Raw genomic sequence first — 22,126 nt, 5'->3', positions numbered from 1 at the left:
AGCTTTAAATAAAAATTGTTATGAAATACACACTTACACTACTTTTTCTAATTAAGCTTTTAAATGGTGCCTATGCACAAACAGATTCTACCGCTTCTACTTCGAACGGTCGGAATAGTTCACCCTACACAACACGGTTTGTAGTTGATGGTCCTATAATCGGTGCCGGATTGGGTTTGTCGGTTTTAGGCTTAAGTATGGTTCAAAATAAAGATCCTCTTACAGAAGGAGAGGTATTAGCCCTGGATAAAAATGATGTGAATGGTTTCGACAGATTTAGTGCCGGATACTTTTCAGATAAAGCAAATGATGATAGTTATCTTCCGTTTTACGCTTCATTTGCTATGCCTGTAGTTGCATTGTTAAATAAAAATATAGGAAAGAAAGCGGGTCAGGTATTTGTATTATATCTCGAAACTATGGCAACTACAGGTGCGCTATTTACCTTATCTGCAGGTGGAATAAACAGACCCCGCCCCTTGGTTTACAGCTCCGATGCTCCAATGTCTAAACGCCAAAGTAAGAATTCTCAGCGTTCATTTTATGCCGGACATACCGCTGCAACGGCTGCTGCCTCCTTTTTTACCGCAAAAGTATTCAGTGATTTTAACCCAAATTCTAAAGCTAGGCCTTACGTATGGGCTGCTGCTGCTATTTTACCGGCCAGCGTAGCATACATGCGTTTAAAAGCTGGTCAGCACTTTTTAAGCGATAATCTACTCGGTTATGGCATAGGTGCTGCTACCGGTATTTTGGTGCCGCATTTTCACAAAAATAAGAATATGGTTCAGGGATTAAGTGTTCAGCCTCTTATGGGTGATGGCTTTAGTGGAATGGCAATGACTTATCGTTTGAAATAGATGCCTCTGGTTGTTTAATAGAAAAGCTCTGTATTTTCGCTATTCCGTTTATACAGAGCTTTTTTTGGGTTGATTATTCGGCTTTTGAAGAATCTTTCTTTACTTTCTCCCGAATTTTGTCACCAGCGTTCTCAAGCTTATCTCCAATTTTTCCGAAGCCTTTTTTTACTTTAGTATTTGTGCTATCCATCCAAATACTAATCGAATCCAGTCGCGCCCTGGCTGAAGTCATAACCGAATACACTGTATCCATTCTAAAAACAATGGTCCGGTTGGAGTCCGGATAATCCCATATTTCAGTTTTATTAATAACGTTTTTCTTTTTCGGTTCTCCTACAATTTGAGTTACTTCTGTCTTGGTCATACCAATTTCTACAGTAGCCAAATCCTTTGCAGGTCGTGAGCAACTGCTTAAAATAATCGCCGACAGAAAGATGAAGAATGTGCTTTTCATAATTATAGTTTTAAGCCCATAACATGAATTAGTCGGCTTTTGTTTAACGTATCCATCATTTATGATTTGAAATACCTGGTTTCATATCGCTTAATCAATACTTACCACCTCGGCCAACCATCTCTTGTTTTAGTACAGTCAACCTCATTTTAGACAATTCATCTTTTTTCTTACAAATTCCCTATTTTCGACCAACCTTATGCAAGAAAAAAACAACAAACGCACAATCAAAGCATGGGCTATGTTCGATTGGGCAAATTCAGCTTACAACCTAGTAATCACATCTACCATATTTCCCGCATACTATACCATTATCACAACCACGAAAGAATACGGCGACAAAGTGGATTTTTTTGGGTTTAGCTTTGTGAATACAGCTTTAGCTAATTATTCCCTATCGGTTGCATATCTCATTATGGCGATTCTGTTGCCGGTTTTATCAGGGATTGCAGATGCCCGGGGTAATAAAAAAGCTTTTATGAAATTTTTTACATGGTTAGGTTCGCTTGCCTGCATCGGATTGTTCTTTTTTAACTCCGATACACTTGAATTGGGGGTAATATGCTCCGTTATTGCGGCAACCGGATACATAGGCGGAGTAATGTTCAGTAACTCATACCTTCCGGAGATTGCTACTATAGATCAGCAGGATAAAATAAGCGCACATGGATTTTCTTATGGTTATATCGGGAGTGTATTGTTACAGATAATTTGTTTTGTTTTTGTTTTGAAGCCAGAGCTTTTTGGTATTACAGATGCATCTTTCCCTGCAAGATTATCCTTTTTACTGGTAGGAATCTGGTGGATAGGTTTTGCCCAAATCCCTTTTAATATCCTGCCCAAGGGTACGCCAGCACTTGAAAAATCATCATCGAATAGTTTAAAAAGCGGTTATCAGGAATTGGGCAAGGTTTGGAAACAGCTGAAAGCCGTTAATGTGCTTCATCGTTTTTTATATGCGTTCTTCTTTTATTCTGTTGGTGTTCAAACTATCATGCTGGTAGCTACCGCTTTTGGAGCGAAAGTTTTAAAAATGGAAACCAGCGAACTGATCGCCACAATTTTAATCATCCAATTGGTAGCCATCGCAGGAGCTAACCTGATGTCTTTACTGGCTAAAAAAATCGGCAATATCAAAGTCCTGATGATGGTCGTTTCGGTTTGGGTTGGGGTTTGCATCGTTGCTTACTTTATCCAAAGTAAGTATCAGTTCTTTGTGCTGGCTGGTTTGGTGGGTTTAATAATGGGAGGGATTCAGTCTCTTTCACGTTCAACGTACTCTAAGCTGTTGCCGGAAAATACCCATGATACGGCTTCATTTTTTAGTTTTTATGATGTTACCGAAAAAGTAGCGATTGTTATAGGCTTAGCCACCTTTGCTTTTATTGAGGAGCATTCAAATATCAGGAATTCAGCGCTTACTTTAACCCTGTTTTTCATAGTTGGGTTTGTTATGTTATTTGTGGTGTTAAAAACAAAACCCCAAAAGGTTGTTGATTAAAATCATGAAGGTTTTGTTAAAAACTTCATGATTTAACCTTTAAGCTTTTACCTTTGGCCTCAATTATGACAGTTGAACTTTTTATTCCCTGCTTTATAGATCAGCTTTATCCTGAAACAGCATTTAATACTATAAAAGTTTTAGAAAAAGCAGGATGTAAAGTAATATATAATTCACAGCAAACATGCTGCGGACAACCAGCATTTAATGCCGGGTTTTGGGATGAAGCAAAAGCTGTGGGAAGTAAGTTTCTTAATGACTTTTCTGAAGCCAATTACATTGTTTCCCCTTCAGCTTCATGTACAGGGATGGTGAAGAATTATTATAATGATTTATTTACTAACACTACTGTCCATAATAAATGCCGTACCATCCAAAGTAATATTTTTGAACTGTCAGATTTTTTAATCAATGTAATAAAAAAGGACTATTTCGGAGCTGAACTGGAGGGTAGGGCGGTATACCATGATTCTTGTGCGGGTTTAAGAGAATGCAAAATAAAAGATGAACCCAGAGCATTACTGGCAAAAGTTCACGGTTTGGATTTGATAGAGCTTAAAGATAATGATACCTGCTGCGGTTTTGGCGGAACATTTGCCGTTAAATTTGATGGTATCTCAAGCGCCATGGCTCAGCAAAAAGTAGATAATGCCTTAGCCGTCGATGCAGAATATATCATTTCAACCGATGCTTCCTGTCTATTGCATCTGCAAGGGTATATTGATAAAAACCAGCTTCCGATAAAAACCATGCACATTGCGGATGTGCTTTCACACGGTTGGGGTAATGTTTAATTTCTGATAACAGCTTTCAGTATAAAATCTTACTTTTGCATCCCTAATCACATTGTAGGTGATTATTTAAATACTTTTCTTTAATCGCCGAAAGGCAAAAATCATGTTTGTAAATGATTAATATAACTCTGCCTGATGGTTCTACCAGGCAATATGAAAAAGGAACCTCATCTTATCAGATAGCTTTATCAATCTCTGAAGGTTTAGCAAGAAATGTTTTGGCCGCTGAAGTGAATGGCGAAGTTTGGGATGCTAACCGGCCTCTTGAGGCTGATTCAAGTGTGAAACTTCTTACCTGGAACGATACGACAGCTAAAGCAACGTTCTGGCACTCTTCTGCGCATTTAATGGCGGAGGCTCTTGAAGCCCTGTACCCTGGAACAAAGTTTGGTATTGGCCCGGCTATTGAAACAGGATTTTATTATGATGTTGATTTTGGAGACCGTGAGTTTTCATCCGACAACTTTAAGCAAATAGAAGACAAAATTCTCGAACTTGCCCGTGCCAAGTCGGAATATGTTAGAACCGCGGTTAGTAAAGCTGATGCCGAGAAATATTTTAGCGAAAAAGGAGATGAATATAAACTTGATCTGATAAAGGATCTGGCAGATGGTTCCATTACTTTTTATACCCAGGGAAACTTTACCGATTTATGTCGTGGTCCCCATATCCCTAATACCGGTTTTATAAAAGCTGTAAAACTCACTAACGTTGCAGGTGCATACTGGCGCGGCGATGAAAGCAGAAAGCAGTTAACGCGTATTTATGGTGTTACTTTTCCGAAGCAAAGCGAGTTAACAGACTATCTGAAAATGATAGAAGAAGCTAAGAAGCGTGATCACCGGAAACTCGGTAAAGAATTAGAACTATTCGCTTTTTCTGAAAAAGTAGGCATGGGATTACCTTTATGGTTGCCTAAAGGAACTGCTTTACGCGAAAAACTCGTCAATTTCCTGCAAAGAGCTCAGGTTAAAGCAGGTTATGAACAAGTTGTAACCCCTCATATAGGCCATAAAAACCTGTATATCACTTCGGGTCATTACGAAAAATATGGCGCTGATTCTTTTCAGCCTATAAAAACGCCTCAGGAAGGAGAGGAGTTCTTCTTAAAACCGATGAATTGTCCGCACCACTGCGAGATCTATAAAACAAAGCCGCGTTCTTATAAGGATCTGCCGGTTCGGTATGCAGAATTCGGTACTGTTTATCGTTACGAACAAAGCGGAGAGTTACATGGATTAACCCGCGTTCGCGGATTTACACAAGATGATGCGCATTTATTTTGCCGGCCTGATCAGGTAAAAGACGAGTTCAAAAAGGTTATTGATCTGGTATTGTATGTATTTAACGCCTTAGGATTTACCGATTATACCGCACAGGTTTCTCTTCGCGATCCTCAGAATAAAACAAAATACATTGGCACTGATGAAAACTGGCAATTAGCAGAATCGGCGATTATAGAGGCTGCTGAAGAAAAAGGCTTACGTACAGTTGTAGAATTAGGTGAAGCTGCTTTTTATGGTCCTAAGCTCGATTTTATGGTAAAGGATGCCTTAGGAAGAAAATGGCAGCTGGGAACCATTCAGGTCGATTATAATTTGCCCGAGCGATTTGAGTTGGAATATACCGGCAGCGATAATGCGAAGCATCGTCCGGTAATGATTCACCGGGCTCCGTTTGGATCTCTTGAGCGATTTATAGCCGTATTAATAGAACATTGCGCGGGTAACTTCCCCTTATGGCTAACTCCTGAACAATTTATCGTTCTTCCTATATCCGAAAAGTATGAAGAATATGCAAAAAAAGTTTTAGAATCGTTGAATAATTCCGATATTCGCGGCTTGATTGACTTGCGGGACGAGAAGATTGGCCGAAAGATTAGAGATGCCGAAGTCAAGAAAATCCCCTATATGCTTATCATAGGTGAAAAAGAGATGGCAGAAGGATTGGTTTCAGTTCGGAAGCATGGAGAAGGTGATTTAGGTAGCATGGGGTCTGAAGAGTTTAAAAATCAATTGATTACACAAATAACCATTTAAATAAAATTTAAATTTGGCATTAGGAAGACCGGGTTTTAACAAAGGGCCCCGCGGCCCAAGACCTCCCTTTAAGAAGAAAGAGGCAGAGCATAAAATTAATGAGTTAATTACAGCTCAGCAAATACGCCTTGTTGGAGATAATGTTGAACAGGGTGTGATGTCCTTGAGAGATGCTTTGGCAATAGCCGAAGAACAGGAGTTGGATTTAGTTGAAATATCTCCAAACGCAGTACCTCCGGTTTGTAAAGTAGTTGATTATAATAAATTTATCTATGAGCAAAAGAAAAAGCTTAAGGAGATAAAATCAAATGCAAAACAAACGGTAATTAAAGAGATCCGTTTCGGACCAAATACTAACGATCACGATTTTCAATTTAAGCTGAAACATGCGATCAGCTTTTTAGAGAGTGGCGAGAAAGTTAGAGCATATGTTCATTTTAAGGGTAGAGCTATTGTTTATAAGGAACAAGGTGAAATTTTGCTTCTTAAATTTGCACAGGCTTTAGAAGATGTGGGTAAGGTAGAGCAGTTGCCTAAATTAGAAGGTAAGCGTATGTTTTTAACCGTTGCGCCTAAGGCAGGAAAAAAATAAGATTGATGTGTAATAAATGTGCTAAGGTGCAGCTATTGGGAGCATACAATCGTAAATCTTAATTCAATAAATCGTAAATAAACAGGATCATGCCAAAAATGAAAACCAATTCCAGTGCTAAAAAGCGTTTTAAGCTTACTGGAACAGGTAAAATCAAAAGAAAAAATGCTTTCATGAGTCACATCTTAACCAAGATGTCTACTAAGCGTAAGCGTAACCTAAGTCAGACAAGTCTGGTTTCAGATGCTGATATGGGTAACGTAAAACGTATGCTTTGCATCGGTAAGTAATTAAATTAGTTTAACCAGGCTTCCGGTATTAAGTTTCCTTAAATGGAGCGCCGCCAGTCAAAAATCAACACAACATGCCACGTTCGGTTAACGCAGTAGCGTCAAGAAGAAGAAGAAAAAAGATCTTAAAATTAGCCAGAGGTTATTACGGATCAAGAAGTAAAGTTTTTACTATTGCTAAAAATACGGTTGAAAAAGGTTTGCAATATGCTTACCGCGATCGTAAAGCAAAAAAGAGAGAATTCAGAGCATTATGGATTCAGCGTATCAATGCGGGTGCTCGTCACCATGGTTTGTCTTACTCACAGTTTATGGGTAAATTAACTAAAAGCGGAATCGGTTTAAACCGTAAAGTTTTAGCAGATCTTGCAATGAACGAGCCAGAAGCTTTCAAAGCAATAATTGAAGCGGTTAAATAAAACCTCTTAGATAAAACAAAAAAGGGAACTCAATGGGGTTCCCTTTTATTTTACTTGGAGTTTTTTTTTAATAGAAATATAACCGGGGTCCAGTATATCTTATGCCTTCCGGTGTAAAAGGTTTAGAATACACACCTTTTACTGCTTCATATTTCGCAATTTTTCCCCGAACTATCTTCATTTCTGTAGCTTTTCTTTTATGTTTCTCAAATAAGTTTTTCCACCTGAACGTTGGGTGTTGTGGCACCATTATCATTTTCAGGCTTGGATCTATATGGTGAGGCGACTAAAATATGCTTTCCATTATAAGAGATGGACTGAGGGGGGAGCGATCCGCACAATCGATTACCATGCGTTTTTACCGGAAGGCTTTGTTATGATAAAGAGGGCTTAGAGAAGATTGAAATAAAACTTTAGATACACTAAATCACACCTTTTAATTTTATGGATGTTATCATTATAAATTGAAAGATTATGGAAACGTCTTATTTACCGGTGCAATGGGTATATAGAGAAATTGTTGAGGAAGAGATAGCCAAGGAGACTAATGGAACGATCTTTTATTTCAATGATGAGGATGTGATTAGAGACTCAAAAGGCAGAATTGTAAAATTAGAGGATATAAGTGGAGAAGGTGTTTTTATTAAATTAGATTCAGGTGAATCCATTCGAATTGATAGGGTTATAACACTTTATGGCAAGCCAGGCGCGGCCTACGAAGATTATAATTACTATGCCAACGCCTGCCTTGATTGTATGGGCGGTTATCAAAAGGGTGAACTAGAATAATGTTCCCTTTAGTTCAATCTTCCCGATGACCAGAGTATTCCCTTAGAAACGACATTGATAAATACAGGGTCCGAAAAAGTGCTGTCCGAATGGCCGAAGGTTGTGCCAAAAACACGGGCGTTTCCAAATTTATTAGTCCAAATTACCGGATATGTTTTCCCATCGCGTTCGCTTACCGAATTGGCAAGAACTTTTGTATTTGGCCAAATCTTTTCTATAATATATAGCTCATCCTTAGGAGTGACCCAGTTGTCAGGCATGTCTTTAAGTATGGGATGGTTGTTGTCCGCTTTTTTAACAGGGTAATTACTTTGATGATCGTGACGTCGGCTGGTTACTCCAAGAAATTCTCTCCAATCATCCACATCTGTAGCCCGGTAGGTGTGCATAGCGCAGTGAATAACAACTGCCGGAACACCGGCAAAATGTGCTTTGGTAATCTGGCGGATGTACTCAGGGGTTTTAGTATCGGCGAAACATTCATTGTGAACGACAACATCATAGGCCTTGGCCCAATCAGGATTATCATAGAGACTCAGCATTGCCTGAGTTCCGGTACCACCTTCATTTACTACCGTCCAGTCAGCTTGAGTATGTTTGGACAAGCCATCTTTCAATGCCTGGGTTTGCAAAGGATAATTATGGCAACATCCACTTGTTATAAGCAAAACCTTTAGTGGCTTTTTGTATTTTGATGCGGTGCATGATATCAGAAAACTAGTTACTAAAAATGTAACAGGAATTATAATTGATTTCCTCATAAGGATTTTTTATGCGTCTAAAATAAGGTAATAATTAATAGATATTATGTAAATTGAATATTACTATAATTAATGCCCGATAGCCTTCATTGGGGCTAATAAAATAAAAAATGCCCCCAATACGTGTCTAAATTTTGGGGGCCACGATACAAACCATACTTTTTTTATTTATTACTTGTGCTAATTCATTACAGGCAGGTATGAATAATTTTTTCCATATTCCATCATTTGTTGATAGAAGGATGTAGGGTAAGTTACCTTAACGTCCGTAATTTCTGTTCCCTTCAAAACAGGAATCAGTTTTGGCTGAATAAATCCTTTATACGGTTTTACGTTTAATTTTGCATACCGGGCAAGCACCTCTTTTAATAATTCCTGATCTACCTTTACACCATAAGTTTCGATCAGGCTTTTGCCTGCTTCAAAATCGCCTTCAGATTTAACCCGTTGTATTTCACGTAACAGATCACCAAACAGTGTACGCAGCTTATTATAATCGTTAATCTTAGTATAGGTTTTACCGTTTTGTTTTACAAACTCAATTACCTTTTCTGCTTTCCCTTTTTCATAAACCCACATGGCATTTAGCTGGCGGTTACGCATATGCGCTTCTTCCAGATTATCACCCGGTTTTAACCGGGTAAGCTGCGTAATTAACCCGTTCATAATATAACTGTCGTATTCTGCTTTCCCCACTTCCAGAGTAGGCATTACACCTATTTCTATTAGTTTAGGATCCATTATATAATAGAGAGCTACTAAATCTGCACGAGCCTCTTCAAGTGCTGAAGCATAATTTTTAAGGGTCTTGTCGGGATTCTGCACACCAGGATTTATTTGTCCTGATGCATGCCCGATACATTCATGCATATCTGTATGTAAATCGGAAGACAGATTTCCATACTGGCGTATACGGCTCTTTACAGCCGGATCGAAGGCAAATTCATCTAAAACTCCGCTATTTGCACTGCTTAGATTGTATGCATGTACAATATTACTTAACGACACAGATTTGGATCCGTGTTCTTTACGTATCCAATCAGCATTGGGAAGATTAATCCCAATAGGAGTAGAGGGAGAGGCATCACCGGATTCCATAATAACTGTTATAGCTTTGGCCGTAATTCCTTTGACTTGTTTCTTTTTGTGTTCTGGCTTAAGTGGGGAATTATCTTCAAACCACTGGGCTTCTTTGGCAATGGCTTCTAACCGTTTAGTTGCCTCGATATCTTTTAAGGATACTACACTTTCAAAACTGCCTTTTTTACCTATAGCATCTTTATAAACCTCTATAAAGCCGTTTACAACATCTAAACGGGATTTTGTGTCATTTACCCATGCGATGCTGTACTCATCAAAATCTTTTAAATCGCCCGACCGGTAATATTTAACAAGTTTTTGCAAGGCATCCTTTTGCTCTGCATTTTCTGCAACAGGTATAGCTTTTTCAAGCCAGTACACAATTTTTTCTATCGCCGAACTGTACATCCCTCCAATTTTCCATGTTTTCTCTATAACCTTACCATTTTGCTTAAGAACTTTAGTGTTCAGCCCCCATGATGGTGCATTGCCTTTAGTATCAAACTGAGCATAGTAATGTTCTACTTCCTTTTGGCTCACTCCTTCATAGAAGTTATTGGAAGAAGCTACGACGTTATCTGTATTGGGAGATAAATCAACTAATTTGGGTTGGAATTTAGGATCGAAAATAATGGGGCGTATTCTGCTAAGGAATGCAGCAACTGTTTCTGATTTATTGAGCGGAAAGGCCTTTAAGTTGGAATTTAAAACCAGCTTGTTAAAATACGCGAAGGAATGCTCCGGGATGAATTTTTCGTTACCATAATGATGATGCATGCCATTACTGAACCAGAAACGTCCGGCATACGTTTTGAATTTTTGCCAGTCTTGCGAGGTGCGGTCGCCTTTGTATGAGCTGTATATATTCTCAATAGTTTTACGCACCAAAAGATTATATTTTCCACTCTGATCGTAAATGATGTCCCGTCCCGATAAGGCCGCTTCTGAAAGATAATAAGCCAGTTTTTTCTGTTGAAGACTCAGTTCGTCAAATCCAGGAACCTGGTAACGCAGTATTTGCAGATCAGCGAAAGCTTCTGCGGTAACAGTAAAAGGTTTTGTGTCTGACTTTGTCTGTGCAAAAACCGTTGGCTGGCTTATATTTAAGCATCCGATGCTTAGCGCCGAAAAAAATAGGTTTCTATATCTCATAGTTAAATTTAACAAATGCATTACGTTAAAAAAAAATATTACCGTGGGTTACACAGATTTCAATTCACTGATAAGTTAATAAATATGGCGGTTTTTTGTTTAAATTATCCAGACAAATCAACAGAATAGCCTCGGAATTGTTATTCCTCAGAATTATGAAACTTCCAATATCGTTTTATCAAAGTGATGATGTGGTATCCTTATCGGCTAAATTATTAGGTAAACAGCTATTTACCCACCTGGAAGGTGAAGTAACCGGCGGAATTATCGTTGAAACCGAAGCTTACCGTGGGCCTGAGGATTTGGGATCTCATGCTTATAATCATCGTCGGACGCCACGAAACGAAGTTATGTACACCCAGGGTGGGGTAATTTATATGTATATCTGTTACGGGATACATGATATGTTAAATATTGTTACCGGCTTAGAAGGCGATTCTCACGCAATCTTAATCAGAGCTATAGAGCCAATGGTAGGATTAGAAGTAATGCGGATAAGAAGAGGGATAGCGAATGATGACAGACGGTTGTGCAAAGGTCCGGGTGCTTTGGCCCAGGCACTGGGCTTAAAAAAAAGCCACAATGGAACGTCGCTTATAAGTAAAGAAATATGGATTGAAGATAATCCTTTTGAAATACCTCCTGAAGACATCATTGCTTGTCCGCGCATTGGTTTAAATATAGCAGAGCCTTACAAAAGTATACCCTGGCGCTTCTATATTAAAGGAAATAAATTTATAAGCCGACCATGAATTTAAAACTAAACTCAGGGGCTGATTTCAATAATCCTGGATATCAAATTTTTTGTCTTTATAATAATATTCCCTGTCTTTTTCAGAAATCTCCCGTAGAATTTTACAAGGATTGCCAACAGCAATCACATTGTCGGGAATATTTTTCGTCACAACACTCCCTGATCCGATTACCACATTATTACCTATGTGGACTCCTGGATTGACCACAGAGTTCGCTCCAATCCATACATTATGGCCAATCGTGATTGCAATACCATATTCATAGCCGGAATTTCTTGAGTCAGGATGGACTGGATGTCCGGCAGTTACGATGGAAACATTTGGACCAAACAGAACATTATCACCGATTACCACTTTCCCTACATCCAGAATAATGCAGTTGTAGTTCGCCATGAAATTGTTTCCAACTTCAATATTTTTGCCATAATCGCAATGAAAAGGGGCAATTATATTAATATTATTTCCAGATTTTCCCAGAATACTTCGGATAAGTTCATTGGTTTTCTCGGTTTCCCTGGGTCTGCAATGGTTAAAATCGTACAGTCTTTCTTTGTTTTCCAGGTTTTCTTCTGCCAGACCATCCATCCAGGCTTTATAAGGAAGACCTGCTAACATTCTTTCTTTTTGGTCCATTTTTGTTCTTCTCAAAAGATATTTCACCCTATATAATTATTGTTTCTATAAAGTGTTAAGCGATAAATATGATTATTTTCTATTAGCGATATTGCTTATCGGTAACCTCATTACACACTGAAACAATGACACTTAGCATAATGAATATGAAGAAATAGTTTAATGATGTAAATTTTATACGAATCAAACTTTAAACTCTTAATCTTGACTTATTTACTCAAACCTTAACTCTGTATATATGTTTGAATTAAAAGCTTTTATTATGGAAACTTCCCAACATTCCGGCCTCGAGAAACTAAAAAATTTTATTAATAACGGCGATGTAGCTATGCTATGTTCTTTACAGGCAGATAATATACATAGCCGGCCCATGGTGACCTCAGATATTGATGAAGAAGGAAATATTTGGTTTTTTACGAACGAACATTCACCCAAAGTTAATGAAGTCGGAAATAATCAAAAGGTTACCTTGTGCTACACCGACCACGATAATGGTACTTATGTTTCCGTTAATGGTTTAGCTGCAGTTGTGAATGATCCGCTGAGGATGAAGAAACTTTTTAATTCTATGGTAAAGACTTTCTTTCCCGAAGGATTGAACGATCCTAAATTAGCATTGTTAAAAGTTCATCCTACACATGCTGAATATTGGGATAGCAATTCTAATAGCATGGTACGTTTTATGGGTATCCTTGGTTCTGCCCTAACCGGCGATGAATTTACAAGGGGAAAGCATGGAGAGATAGATTTTTAGAATTTTTAAAGAGAGACGGTTTCTGCCGTTCATGGAATAATTTTAAGGATTCTATGAGTTCTTCAAAAGCATTCTGATCAGTATTGTAACCAGCCTTCTTAAATTATGGTTTTGAACCTAAAAAGTTCAAAACCTAATGCGAGAATTTAAGCCTTGTGATCCGAAATTGCCCGTCCTAATTCGTTTACTTCTGCATCTTCACTAAATAACGGAAGATCAGTCTCTTCATCAAGTTTTAACCAATGTTCATCAGTGTCTTTTTGAATTTTTATATATTCAACGCCTTCCTTAAAAATTGTAAAGGTCTCTTCTTCTTCAGGAAAAATAGAATAGGTAACTCCTGCCAGCTCTATATCAAATGGTTCTTGCATTAAACAAAGGTATATATGTTTCTATTCAGGTGAAAATTATTCATCAATTAATCAAAGCCGGAAAAATTAAAACATTTTACCCGGTTGATTTTTAATTGAACTAAGCTTGCTGATATCTTGTTAAAAAAGAATGCTATTATTGTTAAATAAAAATCAATCAATGAGTTCGAATGTCTCTGTAGTGCGCCAAATAGCATGGCTTGCTTTAATTCCCCAATTCCTTTTTGCATTAGTATTAATATTCATTTATCACCAGCTGCGTTTTCCAGATCCGCCTTTTTATGGCTTGGTAACTTATCTTATCATTTCTTTCAGTGTGAGAACAATTATTCCTCATAGCCACAATAAAGGTATGAGATATGTTAAAAAGGATAAGTTTGCTGAGGCGATTCCCTGTTTTGAAAAAAGCTATACATTTTTTACCCGGTATAACTGGGTTGATAAATATCGCTATATAACCCTCTTGAGTTCGTCCTCAATGAGCTATAGAGAAATGTCATTAACAAACATTGCTCTTTGTTATAGTCAGTTGGGCGACGCAATTAAGGCAAAAGAATATTACGAAATAACCCTTGAGGAGTTCCCCGGGAGTGAAATTGCTAAAAGCGGCCTGAGTCTGTTGGTAAAGTAATTGTTTACACATTAATGAAAGGTATAGAATTTAATAGTCTCTTTTTTGGTGACGAACCTGTAGAATTTCTTTTTGAAGTTTTTCTCCGCACTGTTATCATGTTTTGTTTTATCCTTATCGCTCTGCGAACATCTGGCAAACGTGGTATCAAACAGCTTTCAATTTTTGAATTGGTCATCATTATAGGCTTAGGGTCTGCGGCCGGCGATCCTATGTTTTATAAAGAGGTGGGAATTTTACCAGCCCTGATTGTTTTTATTATTGTTATCGGACTCTATCGTACAGTGACCTGGCTGAGCGGGAAATACTTGCCGTTTGAACAACTAATTGAAGGCAGACCAATTTATTTAGTAAGAAACGGAAAGTTTTCTATTGCAGATTTTGATAAGGAGGATCTATCTCAGGATGAGTTTTTTGCCGAATTAAGAATTAATAATGTTGAGCATCTGGGGCAAGTACGAAACGCCATAATTGAAACCTCAGGTTCAATTAGTCTGCTATATTATGAAGATAAAGAAGTACAACCAGGTTTACCTTTATACCCAGACCTTTATCTTAAAAAAGACGAGAAAATTCCTATACCTGGTTTATATGCTTGTGCTTACTGCGGAAATACAGAAGAAATAGCAGAAGCCCAAAACTGCCCGGTTTGCAATCATAATCAATGGGTTTTAGCCATAAATACAGTGAGACATGCATAAATCAGTCCGGTTTCCCTTATTTTCTGTTGACACAAATTATTAAATCAATTTTACCGTTATAAACGAGATGAAAAGATATCTTCTGGCAATGCTTGCCCCAATTTTATTTACAGCTTGTGGAGTTAAAGATCAGGCCGACCAGTTGCAGGCACTCGAAAAGTGTACTTATGAGATCATTTCGGCAGACAGTGTATACATTGCGGGCACTGAGGTGAATAATTTAATTACCAGTGAAGGGTTGAATTTACTTCAAGCGCCGCAACTTGCTTTTGCATATTTACGTCAACGCATTCCGGTTAAAGCAATTCTTCAGGTGAAAATCACAAATCCCGGAAATCAGACAGCAGGAATCAATGCTTTTGAATATAAAATACTGATCAGGGAAACAGAACTTTTAAGCGGTTTTGTCACTGAAAAAATCTCTATCGATCCGGCCGGATCAAGTATTATACCCCTTAAAGTAGATAAGGATGTTTTTCCCCTACTTTCTAATCAAGAAAATCAACAGGCGGTTGCTGGATTTTTATCCACTAATACAGAGAAAAAGGTAATGGTTACTTTTCAAATAAAACCCAGTTTTTTGATTGGTTCTGAAGTGATAACCTATCCGGATTTCATCAGTATTAATAAGGAAATTAGCAATACACAGTTAATTGCATACTTGAAATCTATCCGTTAGAAGCCGGGTACTGTAATTGTTTTAGCGAAGATCGGGTTCGTGCCGAGTCTTATACCAATTATGTAATTTGAAATAATTATTATTCCCCCCACATATATGTAATGAATCGTATTGACAGGTTATCTGCTATTTTATTTCAGTTACAATCTCAGCGGGTTGTTAAAGCTCAGGAAATTGCTAATCGGTTTGAGATAAGCTTACGAACTGTTTATCGTGACGTTAAAGCATTGGAGGAAGCCGGTATTCCGGTAATTGGAGAAGCCGGAGTTGGATATTCTTTGGTAGAAGGATACAGATTGCCACCGGTCATGTTTACCAGAGAAGAGGCAACGGCTTTTTTAACCGCAGAGAAGTTGGTAGAGCGTCTGACCGATACGGCAATCACTTCAGATTATAAATCTGCCATGTATAAAATAAAATCCGTTCTGCGTACCACTGAAAAGGATTATTTAGAGAATATGGATTCTCATATAGAAGTTTTGAAATCCAGAAGGCAATTACAGAATCCCTCAGATTTGAAACTTCTGCCGAATATACTGTCGGCAATTTCAGAGCGACGGGCCATTAATATAACCTATTTCACACATTACCGACAAGAAAAGTCTGATCGTTGTATTGAACCGATTGGAGTTTTTTTCCTTGAAGGCTATTGGCACCTGATCGCTTTTTGTCTCATGCGGAATTCCATCAGAGACTTTCGAATGGACCGGATCTCTAAACTAACCGTAACCGATGAAAACTTTTTACATCAACATCCAAGTTTAAAAGAGTATCTGAAAAAAGAAAAGACGACGAAAGATCTGCTGGAAATTATAATCCGGGTTGATAAAGAGGTTCATAAGTATTTAGATGAACAGAAATATTATAATGGATTTGTGTCTGAAACACACGAGGGAAAATATGTGATAATGAACTTTTTTACTCCACATATTGAATGGTTTGCCAGATGGTTTATGATGTTTGGTGATGAAGCAAAAATTATCAAACCGGCTGAACTAAAAGAAAAGGTTAAGAATATCGTTTCAGGTGTATCGGCAAATCTCAAAGATTCGTAGTAGTTTCCCAGCCATCAATCTTCAATCTACTGTCTCAAATCTCAAATCTCCTGTTAACTTTGCAAACTCTAATATTTTGATGATGACAACGAACGAGATCAGGAAAGCTTTTTTAGATTTTTTTGCCAGTAAAGGACATCAGATTGTTCCTTCAGCACCCATTGTGGTGAAGAACGATCCAACTTTGATGTTCACCAACGCAGGAATGAATCAGTTTAAAGATATTTTTCTTGGAGAGGCGCCTGTTAAGTATTCTCGGGTAGCCGATACTCAGCGTTGTTTACGGGTTTCCGGGAAGCATAATGATTTGGAAGAGGTTGGTATTGATACGTATCATCATACTATGTTCGAGATGCTGGGTAACTGGAGTTTCGGCGATTATTTTAAAGAAGAAGCCATCGCATGGAGCTGGGAATTGCTGCATATAGTGTATGGAATTCCTAAAGACAGGCTATATGTTACCGTTTTTGAAGGTGATGAAAAAGAAGGGCTTCCCAAAGATCAGGAAGCATATGATTTCTGGAAAAACTGGATAGATGAAGATCGCATCCTTTTAGGCAACAAGAAGGATAATTTCTGGGAAATGGGGGATACCGGTCCTTGCGGGCCTTGTTCTGAAATCCACGTGGATTGCCGTCCGGATGAGCAACGTGTTAAAGTAGATGGGAAAATTTTGGTAAATAACGATGATCCCCAGGTTATAGAAATCTGGAATAATGTATTTATGCAATTTAACCGTTTGAAAGACGGTTCTTTACAGCCTTTACCTGCACAGCATGTTGATACAGGAATGGGTCATGAACGTTTGGTTCGTGTACTGCAGGGTAAATCATCAAACTATGATACGGATACCTTTCAACCACTTATTCAATTCATTTCAAAGGAATGTGGTATACCTTATAATTTGGGTGAAAGCCAGGCTAAAACCGACGTCGCTATGCGGGTCATGTCCGATCATATTCGGGCAATAGCTTTTGCAATTGCAGACGGACAGTTACCATCAAATAATAAAGCAGGTTATGTAATTCGCAGGATTTTACGCAGGGCAGTTCGTTATGCATATACCTTCCTGGGATTTAAAGAGCCATTTTTCAATAAACTTGTGCCTGTCCTTGCCCATCAGTTTGATGGGGTTTTCCCTGAATTGCTCGCGCAGCAGGATTTCGTTCAGAAAGTAATTTTGGAAGAGGAGATTTCTTTCTTACGAACGCTGGCAACGGGTATACAGCGGTTTGAGCGTTATGCTGCAGAGGCAAGTTCAGTGGATGGCGATTTTGCATTTGAATTATATGATACTTTTGGATTTCCGATAGATTTAACTGAGCTTATGGCCCGTGAAAAAGGCCTTGCAGTAGACATGGATGGTTTTAACAAAGCCCTTGAACAACAAAAAAGTCGCTCGCGTGCTGCTACCGCTGTAGATACCGGCGATTGGGTTGTTGTAAATCCAGGCGATGAAAACGAATTTGTCGGATATGATTCTTTAGAAACTGAATCAAAGATTTTAAAATATCGTAAGGTAACCTCAAAAGCTAAAGAGCAATATCAACTGGTATTGGATAAAACTCCATTTTATGCAGAAAGCGGCGGTCAGGTTGGAGATACCGGATTGTTAATTGGTAGCGATGAAACCCTAAGGATTACTGATACAAAAAAGGAGAATGCTCTTATTGTTCACTTTTCGGATGAAATTCCTGAAGGCTTTAACTTTCAGCAAACTTTAAAGAGTATAGTCGATAAAAATCGTCGGGGTCAAACAGAAAACAATCACTCGGTAACACATTTACTTCAGGCCGCATTGCGCCAGGTTGTAGGAACCCATGTTCAGCAAAAAGGCTCTCTGGTTAATGCAGATTATCTTCGATTTGATTTTTCGCATTTTTCAAAATTAACCGATGAGGAAATCGCAAAAGTTGAAGCCATTGTTAACCGTAAAATCCGTGAGAATATTCAATTAAAAGAGGAGCGGAGTGTGCCTTACCAGGATGCGATAAATCGGGGTGTAACTGCCTTATTCGGCGAAAAATATGGCGATGTTGTGCGGATAATTACATTTGATGAAAATTACTCGGTAGAACTTTGTGGTGGTACCCATGTGAAATCAACCGGTCAAATCGGATACTTCAAAATTATATCCGAAAGTGCTGTGGCGGCAGGAGTAAGGCGTATCGAGGCCATAACCGGCGAAGCTGCGGAAGCTTATATCAATACTCAGAATAACCTGGTAAGCGAGTTAAAAAGCCTGTTGAAAAACCCCAAAGATCTGGCTAAATCTGTTGAATCTTTATTAGAGGAAAACTCGAAGCTAAAAAAGGAGTTGGAGAAAGCGGTTAATGCCAAAGCGTCCGGATTAAAGGATGACTTAGCAGCAAAAGCGGAAAATATAAATGGCATGAATTTTATCGCTGCCAGAGTAGATCTGTCTTCCGCTGAAGCAGTGAAAAATCTTGCTTACTCTTTGAAAAATATGCTTGATGATTTATTTATGGTTCTGGCTACCGATACAGATGGTAAACCGGGATTAACCGTAATGATTTCTGAGAGTCTTGTGGAGCAAAAGGATCTGCATGCCGGAAATATTATCCGCGTGCTTGCCAAAGAAATAAATGGAGGCGGTGGTGGCCAGCCTTTCTATGCTACAGCAGGTGGAAAAGATAGCGCAGGAATTGATAGAGCACTGGAAAAAGCCAGGGAATTTATTAGTTAGTTCCATCAAACTCATCCGATGAAATTTTTTACTTTTTCATCGGATGACTAAATTATAACTTCACAATCTTAAACTCTGTTCTCCTGTTTTTCTGCCTTCCTTCATCACTCGTATTATCCGCGATAGGAACAGTTTCTCCAAGTCCTTTAAAGCTTAATCTTGATGGGTGTATTTTATTGGCTATAAGGTATTTATAAACAGTGTTCGCCCGATTTTCGGAAAGGGTTTGATTCACCTTATCATCGCCTACATTATCAGTATATCCGGCAATTTCAATAGTCACTGTTGGATTATTGTTTAAAAAACTTAATATTTCCTGAAGTTCTGTTTTTGATTCGGGCAAAAGTTCAAATTTATTCGTTTCAAAGAAGATATTTTTTAAAACTACCATCTTGCCTGCTTCGATTTTATGCAGCGGTATTGAAATTTTATAAGGCTTGCTTGCTGATTCGGGCTTTTCAAGCGCAAAGTTTTCAGAATAAAACAAATACCCTTTTTTATCAACGCTAAGTCCAAAAGATTTCCCGGATGCAGGCATGGTAGCTAAAAAATCACCTGTTTCATAATCGCTCAGATCCTCAAAAACTATGGTGTTTATTAATAATCCTGTTATTTTTACATTAGCATCCAAAGGCTCTTTAGTTATAGCGTCAAATACTTTGCCTTTAACATAGGTAACCACATCAGGGCGTATTGTCTGTGGAAGTTCAAAAGAATAAATGTCCATTGCCCCAAAGCCTCCTTTCATATTTGATGAGAAAAATGCTGTTTTTCCGTCGCTGCTAACAGTCAAGCCACTTTCTTCACCCCATGTATTAATAGGATAGCCTAAATTTAATGGTTTTTGAAAGGTTTGAGAGTTGCTTTTTCTGCTTACAAATAAATCTTTGGACCCAAGTCCTGGCCAGCCATTCGATGAAAAGTAAAGAGTTTGGCCATCATGATGTATAAATGGAGAGATTTCATCATACTTAGTGTTAATGTTGGGGCCAAGATTTATAGGGTTTGACCAGGCTCCACCGGTTTGTAGCTCTGTTTTCCAGATATCATGTGCTCCTAGGCCACCAGCCCTGTCGCTGACAAAATATAATGTACGTCCATCAGCACTGATGGATGGCTGCGATTCCCATGCAGAAGTATTCACCGGAGCACCTATATTGAAAGGCTTGCTCCAGTCTTTCCCTTCCCGTTTACTCACATATATATCACATCTGCCATTTCCATCCGGCCGGTTGCAACCGGTAAAAAACAGATACATCCCATCAGGTGATATGCATTGCGCACCTTCATTAAAAGTATCAGTATTGATAATAGGACTCAGGTAAACTGACTTGTTCCACTTGTCACCGGTTTTTATGCTTGTATAAAAATCTTCATTGTTATTAGTTACGCGGGTAAAGATTATTGCCTCCTCATCAGCGGTAACTACCGGCAAATACTCGTTCTTTTCGGTGTTAAGGGCTGCCCCTAGGTTTACCGGTTTAAAAGGATATGGTTTCTTAACGGCTTCGATACTGAAATTACAGTCAGCAATATATTTTGCTACCTGTTTCCTGTTGTTTTCAGAAACACCTGGCATCGAATCGTATTTCTTAAAATGCTGCAATGCATAAGTGTATTCTCCTGTGCTTAATTCACTTTCAGCTAAACCAAGAAAAGTTAGAGGGTGAAATTCAGGATCAATTTCAAGAACTTTTTTATAATTCAATTTGGCTTGCTCGTAGTTTTTTAACGTTTTATTAATATCGGCGGATTGCTGATAAGCAGCTGCAAATTTAGGGTCAATTTTAACAGCATCATTAAACTCTTCAAGCGCTTTGTTATGTAAGCCATAGGCTAAGTCCGCTCTTCCTTGTTCATATTTCTTTTGAGCTTGCCTATTAGCAGATTTAATATCCTTTTGGCTGTATACCATAGAACAGCAACAGCATAGTAGAAGAACTAACACACTTTTCATAGGTACAGGTATTCGGAATATAACGTAAGAAGTTACGGAATATTTAGAAATTTGTGAGTTTGCAAGGATATTTCCCATTTAGGGTTTGCCATAACATACTCGATAATCATAGGAGTTACTTCTTTTGCTTTTGACCATTCAGGTTGAAGGTAGAGTTTGCATCCGGATGACACCAGCTCAGCATACTTTTCAGCAAATTCAAAATCGCTTTTATTAAATACAATTACTTTTAACTCGCCGGCAACAGATGCTAGTCCTGGTAAGGGTGCTTTAAATTTTTTTGGCGACAGACATATCCAATCCCAACTCCCGGATAAAGGGTAGGCACCTGAAGTTTCTATAAATGTTTTTATTCCCCTCGATTGTAACTCTGCGGTTAAATAATCAAGATTATATATAAGAGGTTCACCTCCGGTAATTACAACTGCTTTACCAGGAAATTTTTCGGCATTGGCAACGATCTGGTCGGCAGAGGTAAGGGGGTGTAAATCAGCATTCCAGCTCTCTTTTACATCACACCAGTGGCAGCCGACATCACATCCGCCAAGGCGTATAAAATAAGCCGCTTTACCGGTATTATAACCCTCGCCCTGTATGGTGTAGAATTCTTCCATTAAAGGAAGTAAAGTTCCGTCTTCTGGTACTTGATGTGACATTTCTTAAATTGGCTGCAAACTTACATAAAATTTGAGCGTTGAATTTCACAGAAACGCCATATATTGACGAATTATGAAAATCCGTGTCACATATCTGACATCTCAAATCTCATATCTAAATCAATGAAGTGGTTCAAAGTTTTTGATTCTGAAATAGTGCAGCATAGTGATTTTATAATAGCAATTACTGTAAACGGGAAAAAGCTTTGTGCAATAAAATCTGGCGACAATTTCTTTTTCACTCAGCCTTATTGTCCGCATGCGGGTGCCGGTCTGAGCGGTGGCTGGTGTAAGGATGATAAGCTCATTTGCCCATTTCACAGGTATGAATACGATTTAAAAACGGGGCGAGGAGCACCAGGGCAGGGCGATTATATCGATATTCATCCTTCTGAGATTAGGCCCGACGGAGTGTATGTGGGTTTGCCGGAAGGCTTTAATCTTTTCAAAATGCTCTTTAAATAAATGAGAGCTTTGTATGATTTAGAGCAATCAA

The 22,126-nt window shown here is 38.4% G+C and carries 23 protein-coding genes; 16 read left to right on the top strand and 7 right to left on the bottom strand.

Annotated features, from left to right (window positions below):
* Positions 1-20 precede the first annotated feature (20 nt).
* On the top strand, positions 21-860 hold the full coding sequence (locus WG906_RS07095) for a phosphatase PAP2 family protein (protein ID WP_339991859.1): 840 nt from the start codon (positions 21-23) through the stop codon (positions 858-860).
* A gap of 73 nt (positions 861-933) precedes the next feature.
* Here WG906_RS07095 and bamE read toward each other — a convergent pair whose 3' ends face one another.
* A complete protein-coding gene (bamE, locus tag WG906_RS07090) occupies positions 934-1,314 on the bottom strand; it encodes an outer membrane protein assembly factor BamE domain-containing protein (protein WP_339991858.1) in 381 nt (126 codons plus the stop codon).
* 199 nt (positions 1,315-1,513) lie between these two features.
* Between bamE and WG906_RS07085 the strand changes: the two genes are divergently transcribed.
* From WG906_RS07085 to WG906_RS07055, 7 genes are all read left to right on the top strand, one after another.
* Positions 1,514-2,815 (top strand): MFS transporter, encoded by a 1,302-nt coding sequence (locus WG906_RS07085; protein ID WP_339991857.1) that lies wholly within the window; start codon positions 1,514-1,516, stop codon positions 2,813-2,815.
* 65 nt (positions 2,816-2,880) lie between these two features.
* Entirely contained in the window at positions 2,881-3,609 is a 729-nt protein-coding gene (locus WG906_RS07080; protein WP_339991856.1) for a (Fe-S)-binding protein, read from the top strand.
* Positions 3,610-3,722: 113 nt separating this feature from the next.
* Positions 3,723-5,648 (top strand): threonine--tRNA ligase, encoded by a 1,926-nt coding sequence (gene thrS / locus WG906_RS07075; protein WP_339991854.1) that lies wholly within the window; start codon positions 3,723-3,725, stop codon positions 5,646-5,648.
* A 13-nt stretch (positions 5,649-5,661) separates the two neighbouring features.
* A complete protein-coding gene (gene infC / locus WG906_RS07070) occupies positions 5,662-6,240 on the top strand; it encodes a translation initiation factor IF-3 (RefSeq protein WP_339991852.1) in 579 nt (192 codons plus the stop codon).
* An 89-nt stretch (positions 6,241-6,329) separates the two neighbouring features.
* Positions 6,330-6,530, top strand: coding sequence for a 50S ribosomal protein L35 (gene rpmI / locus WG906_RS07065; protein ID WP_339991851.1), 201 nt, complete (start codon positions 6,330-6,332; stop codon positions 6,528-6,530).
* A gap of 74 nt (positions 6,531-6,604) precedes the next feature.
* Positions 6,605-6,949, top strand: a complete 345-nt coding sequence (rplT, locus tag WG906_RS07060) for a 50S ribosomal protein L20 (protein WP_339991850.1) — start codon at positions 6,605-6,607, stop codon at positions 6,947-6,949.
* 474 nt (positions 6,950-7,423) lie between these two features.
* Complete coding sequence (locus tag WG906_RS07055; RefSeq protein WP_339991849.1) at positions 7,424-7,738, top strand: hypothetical protein; 315 nt, start codon at positions 7,424-7,426, stop codon at positions 7,736-7,738.
* An 8-nt stretch (positions 7,739-7,746) separates the two neighbouring features.
* On the opposite strand, the gene WG906_RS07050 is transcribed toward WG906_RS07055, so the two are convergent.
* Together WG906_RS07050 and WG906_RS07045 are read right to left on the bottom strand one after the other, a co-directional pair.
* Positions 7,747-8,499 (bottom strand): ThuA domain-containing protein, encoded by a 753-nt coding sequence (locus tag WG906_RS07050; RefSeq protein WP_339991848.1) that lies wholly within the window; start codon positions 8,497-8,499, stop codon positions 7,747-7,749.
* A gap of 180 nt (positions 8,500-8,679) precedes the next feature.
* Positions 8,680-10,731, bottom strand: a complete 2,052-nt coding sequence (locus WG906_RS07045) for a dipeptidyl-peptidase 3 family protein (protein WP_339991847.1) — start codon at positions 10,729-10,731, stop codon at positions 8,680-8,682.
* 155 nt (positions 10,732-10,886) lie between these two features.
* On the opposite strand from WG906_RS07045, the gene WG906_RS07040 reads away from it, so the two are divergent.
* On the top strand, positions 10,887-11,483 hold the full coding sequence (locus WG906_RS07040; RefSeq protein WP_339991846.1) for a DNA-3-methyladenine glycosylase: 597 nt from the start codon (positions 10,887-10,889) through the stop codon (positions 11,481-11,483).
* A 27-nt stretch (positions 11,484-11,510) separates the two neighbouring features.
* On the opposite strand, the gene WG906_RS07035 is transcribed toward WG906_RS07040, so the two are convergent.
* Positions 11,511-12,119 carry a sugar O-acetyltransferase gene (locus WG906_RS07035; protein ID WP_339991845.1) on the bottom strand — a complete coding sequence of 203 codons (609 nt, stop codon included), beginning with the start codon at positions 12,117-12,119 and terminating at the stop codon, positions 11,511-11,513.
* 262 nt (positions 12,120-12,381) lie between these two features.
* Between WG906_RS07035 and WG906_RS07030 the strand changes: the two genes are divergently transcribed.
* Complete coding sequence (locus tag WG906_RS07030; RefSeq protein WP_339991844.1) at positions 12,382-12,873, top strand: pyridoxamine 5'-phosphate oxidase family protein; 492 nt, start codon at positions 12,382-12,384, stop codon at positions 12,871-12,873.
* Positions 12,874-13,019: 146 nt separating this feature from the next.
* On the opposite strand, the gene WG906_RS07025 is transcribed toward WG906_RS07030, so the two are convergent.
* Positions 13,020-13,244, bottom strand: coding sequence for a hypothetical protein (locus WG906_RS07025; RefSeq protein ID WP_339991843.1), 225 nt, complete (start codon positions 13,242-13,244; stop codon positions 13,020-13,022).
* Between the two features lie 160 nt (positions 13,245-13,404).
* Here WG906_RS07025 and WG906_RS07020 point away from each other — a divergent pair, with 160 nt between their 5' ends.
* The 5 genes from WG906_RS07020 to alaS all read left to right on the top strand — a co-directional run bounded on the left by WG906_RS07020 (position 13,405) and on the right by alaS (position 19,017).
* Positions 13,405-13,875 (top strand): tetratricopeptide repeat protein, encoded by a 471-nt coding sequence (locus tag WG906_RS07020; RefSeq protein WP_339991842.1) that lies wholly within the window; start codon positions 13,405-13,407, stop codon positions 13,873-13,875.
* A 14-nt stretch (positions 13,876-13,889) separates the two neighbouring features.
* Positions 13,890-14,576 carry a DUF421 domain-containing protein gene (locus tag WG906_RS07015; RefSeq protein ID WP_339991841.1) on the top strand — a complete coding sequence of 229 codons (687 nt, stop codon included), beginning with the start codon at positions 13,890-13,892 and terminating at the stop codon, positions 14,574-14,576.
* 67 nt (positions 14,577-14,643) lie between these two features.
* The gene (locus tag WG906_RS07010) at positions 14,644-15,255 is read left to right on the top strand and encodes a hypothetical protein (protein ID WP_339991840.1); all 612 of its coding nucleotides are present in this window, start codon (positions 14,644-14,646) and stop codon (positions 15,253-15,255) included.
* Between the two features lie 101 nt (positions 15,256-15,356).
* Positions 15,357-16,310, top strand: coding sequence for a helix-turn-helix transcriptional regulator (locus tag WG906_RS07005; RefSeq protein ID WP_339991839.1), 954 nt, complete (start codon positions 15,357-15,359; stop codon positions 16,308-16,310).
* 82 nt (positions 16,311-16,392) lie between these two features.
* Entirely contained in the window at positions 16,393-19,017 is a 2,625-nt protein-coding gene (alaS, locus tag WG906_RS07000) for an alanine--tRNA ligase (RefSeq protein WP_339992258.1), read from the top strand.
* Between the two features lie 52 nt (positions 19,018-19,069).
* Here alaS and WG906_RS06995 read toward each other — a convergent pair whose 3' ends face one another.
* The gene (locus WG906_RS06995; protein ID WP_339991838.1) at positions 19,070-20,932 is read right to left on the bottom strand and encodes an OmpA family protein; all 1,863 of its coding nucleotides are present in this window, start codon (positions 20,930-20,932) and stop codon (positions 19,070-19,072) included.
* Positions 20,933-21,006: 74 nt separating this feature from the next.
* Positions 21,007-21,630, bottom strand: a complete 624-nt coding sequence (locus tag WG906_RS06990) for a 7-carboxy-7-deazaguanine synthase QueE (protein ID WP_339991837.1) — start codon at positions 21,628-21,630, stop codon at positions 21,007-21,009.
* A 123-nt stretch (positions 21,631-21,753) separates the two neighbouring features.
* Here WG906_RS06990 and WG906_RS06985 point away from each other — a divergent pair, with 123 nt between their 5' ends.
* Positions 21,754-22,095, top strand: coding sequence for a Rieske (2Fe-2S) protein (locus tag WG906_RS06985; RefSeq protein WP_339991836.1), 342 nt, complete (start codon positions 21,754-21,756; stop codon positions 22,093-22,095).
* Positions 22,096-22,126: the final 31 nt, after the last annotated feature.

The organism is Pedobacter superstes (assembly GCF_037622515.1).
In the GTDB taxonomy this organism is placed as follows: domain Bacteria; phylum Bacteroidota; class Bacteroidia; order Sphingobacteriales; family Sphingobacteriaceae; genus Paradesertivirga; species Paradesertivirga superstes.
The sequence above is the reverse complement of the archived record's forward strand: the minus strand, read 5'-3'. Positions and strand labels throughout refer to the sequence as shown.

Bases quoted from the DNA above. Each gene is read 5' to 3' on its own strand.
- WG906_RS07025 (WP_339991843.1), bottom strand. From the start codon at position 13,244: ATGCAAGAACCATTTGATATAGAGCTGGCAGGAGTTACCTATTCTATT.
- WG906_RS07080 (WP_339991856.1), top strand. From the start codon at position 2,881: ATGACAGTTGAACTTTTTATTCCCTGCTTTATAGATCAGCTTTATCCT.
- WG906_RS07045 (WP_339991847.1), bottom strand. From the start codon at position 10,731: ATGAGATATAGAAACCTATTTTTTTCGGCGCTAAGCATCGGATGCTTA.
- WG906_RS07095 (WP_339991859.1), top strand. From the start codon at position 21: ATGAAATACACACTTACACTACTTTTTCTAATTAAGCTTTTAAATGGT.
- WG906_RS07085 (WP_339991857.1), top strand. From the start codon at position 1,514: ATGCAAGAAAAAAACAACAAACGCACAATCAAAGCATGGGCTATGTTC.
- bamE (WP_339991858.1), bottom strand. From the start codon at position 1,314: ATGAAAAGCACATTCTTCATCTTTCTGTCGGCGATTATTTTAAGCAGT.
- alaS (WP_339992258.1), top strand. From the start codon at position 16,393: ATGACAACGAACGAGATCAGGAAAGCTTTTTTAGATTTTTTTGCCAGT.
- WG906_RS07050 (WP_339991848.1), bottom strand. From the start codon at position 8,499: ATGAGGAAATCAATTATAATTCCTGTTACATTTTTAGTAACTAGTTTT.
- WG906_RS07030 (WP_339991844.1), top strand. From the start codon at position 12,382: ATGGAAACTTCCCAACATTCCGGCCTCGAGAAACTAAAAAATTTTATT.
- WG906_RS06995 (WP_339991838.1), bottom strand. From the start codon at position 20,932: ATGGTATACAGCCAAAAGGATATTAAATCTGCTAATAGGCAAGCTCAA.
- WG906_RS07015 (WP_339991841.1), top strand. From the start codon at position 13,890: ATGAAAGGTATAGAATTTAATAGTCTCTTTTTTGGTGACGAACCTGTA.
- WG906_RS07055 (WP_339991849.1), top strand. From the start codon at position 7,424: ATGGAAACGTCTTATTTACCGGTGCAATGGGTATATAGAGAAATTGTT.
- WG906_RS07040 (WP_339991846.1), top strand. From the start codon at position 10,887: ATGAAACTTCCAATATCGTTTTATCAAAGTGATGATGTGGTATCCTTA.
- rpmI (WP_339991851.1), top strand. From the start codon at position 6,330: ATGCCAAAAATGAAAACCAATTCCAGTGCTAAAAAGCGTTTTAAGCTT.
- WG906_RS06990 (WP_339991837.1), bottom strand. From the start codon at position 21,630: ATGTCACATCAAGTACCAGAAGACGGAACTTTACTTCCTTTAATGGAA.
- thrS (WP_339991854.1), top strand. From the start codon at position 3,723: ATGATTAATATAACTCTGCCTGATGGTTCTACCAGGCAATATGAAAAA.
- WG906_RS06985 (WP_339991836.1), top strand. From the start codon at position 21,754: ATGAAGTGGTTCAAAGTTTTTGATTCTGAAATAGTGCAGCATAGTGAT.
- rplT (WP_339991850.1), top strand. From the start codon at position 6,605: ATGCCACGTTCGGTTAACGCAGTAGCGTCAAGAAGAAGAAGAAAAAAG.
- WG906_RS07010 (WP_339991840.1), top strand. From the start codon at position 14,644: ATGAAAAGATATCTTCTGGCAATGCTTGCCCCAATTTTATTTACAGCT.
- WG906_RS07035 (WP_339991845.1), bottom strand. From the start codon at position 12,119: ATGGACCAAAAAGAAAGAATGTTAGCAGGTCTTCCTTATAAAGCCTGG.
- WG906_RS07020 (WP_339991842.1), top strand. From the start codon at position 13,405: ATGAGTTCGAATGTCTCTGTAGTGCGCCAAATAGCATGGCTTGCTTTA.
- WG906_RS07005 (WP_339991839.1), top strand. From the start codon at position 15,357: ATGAATCGTATTGACAGGTTATCTGCTATTTTATTTCAGTTACAATCT.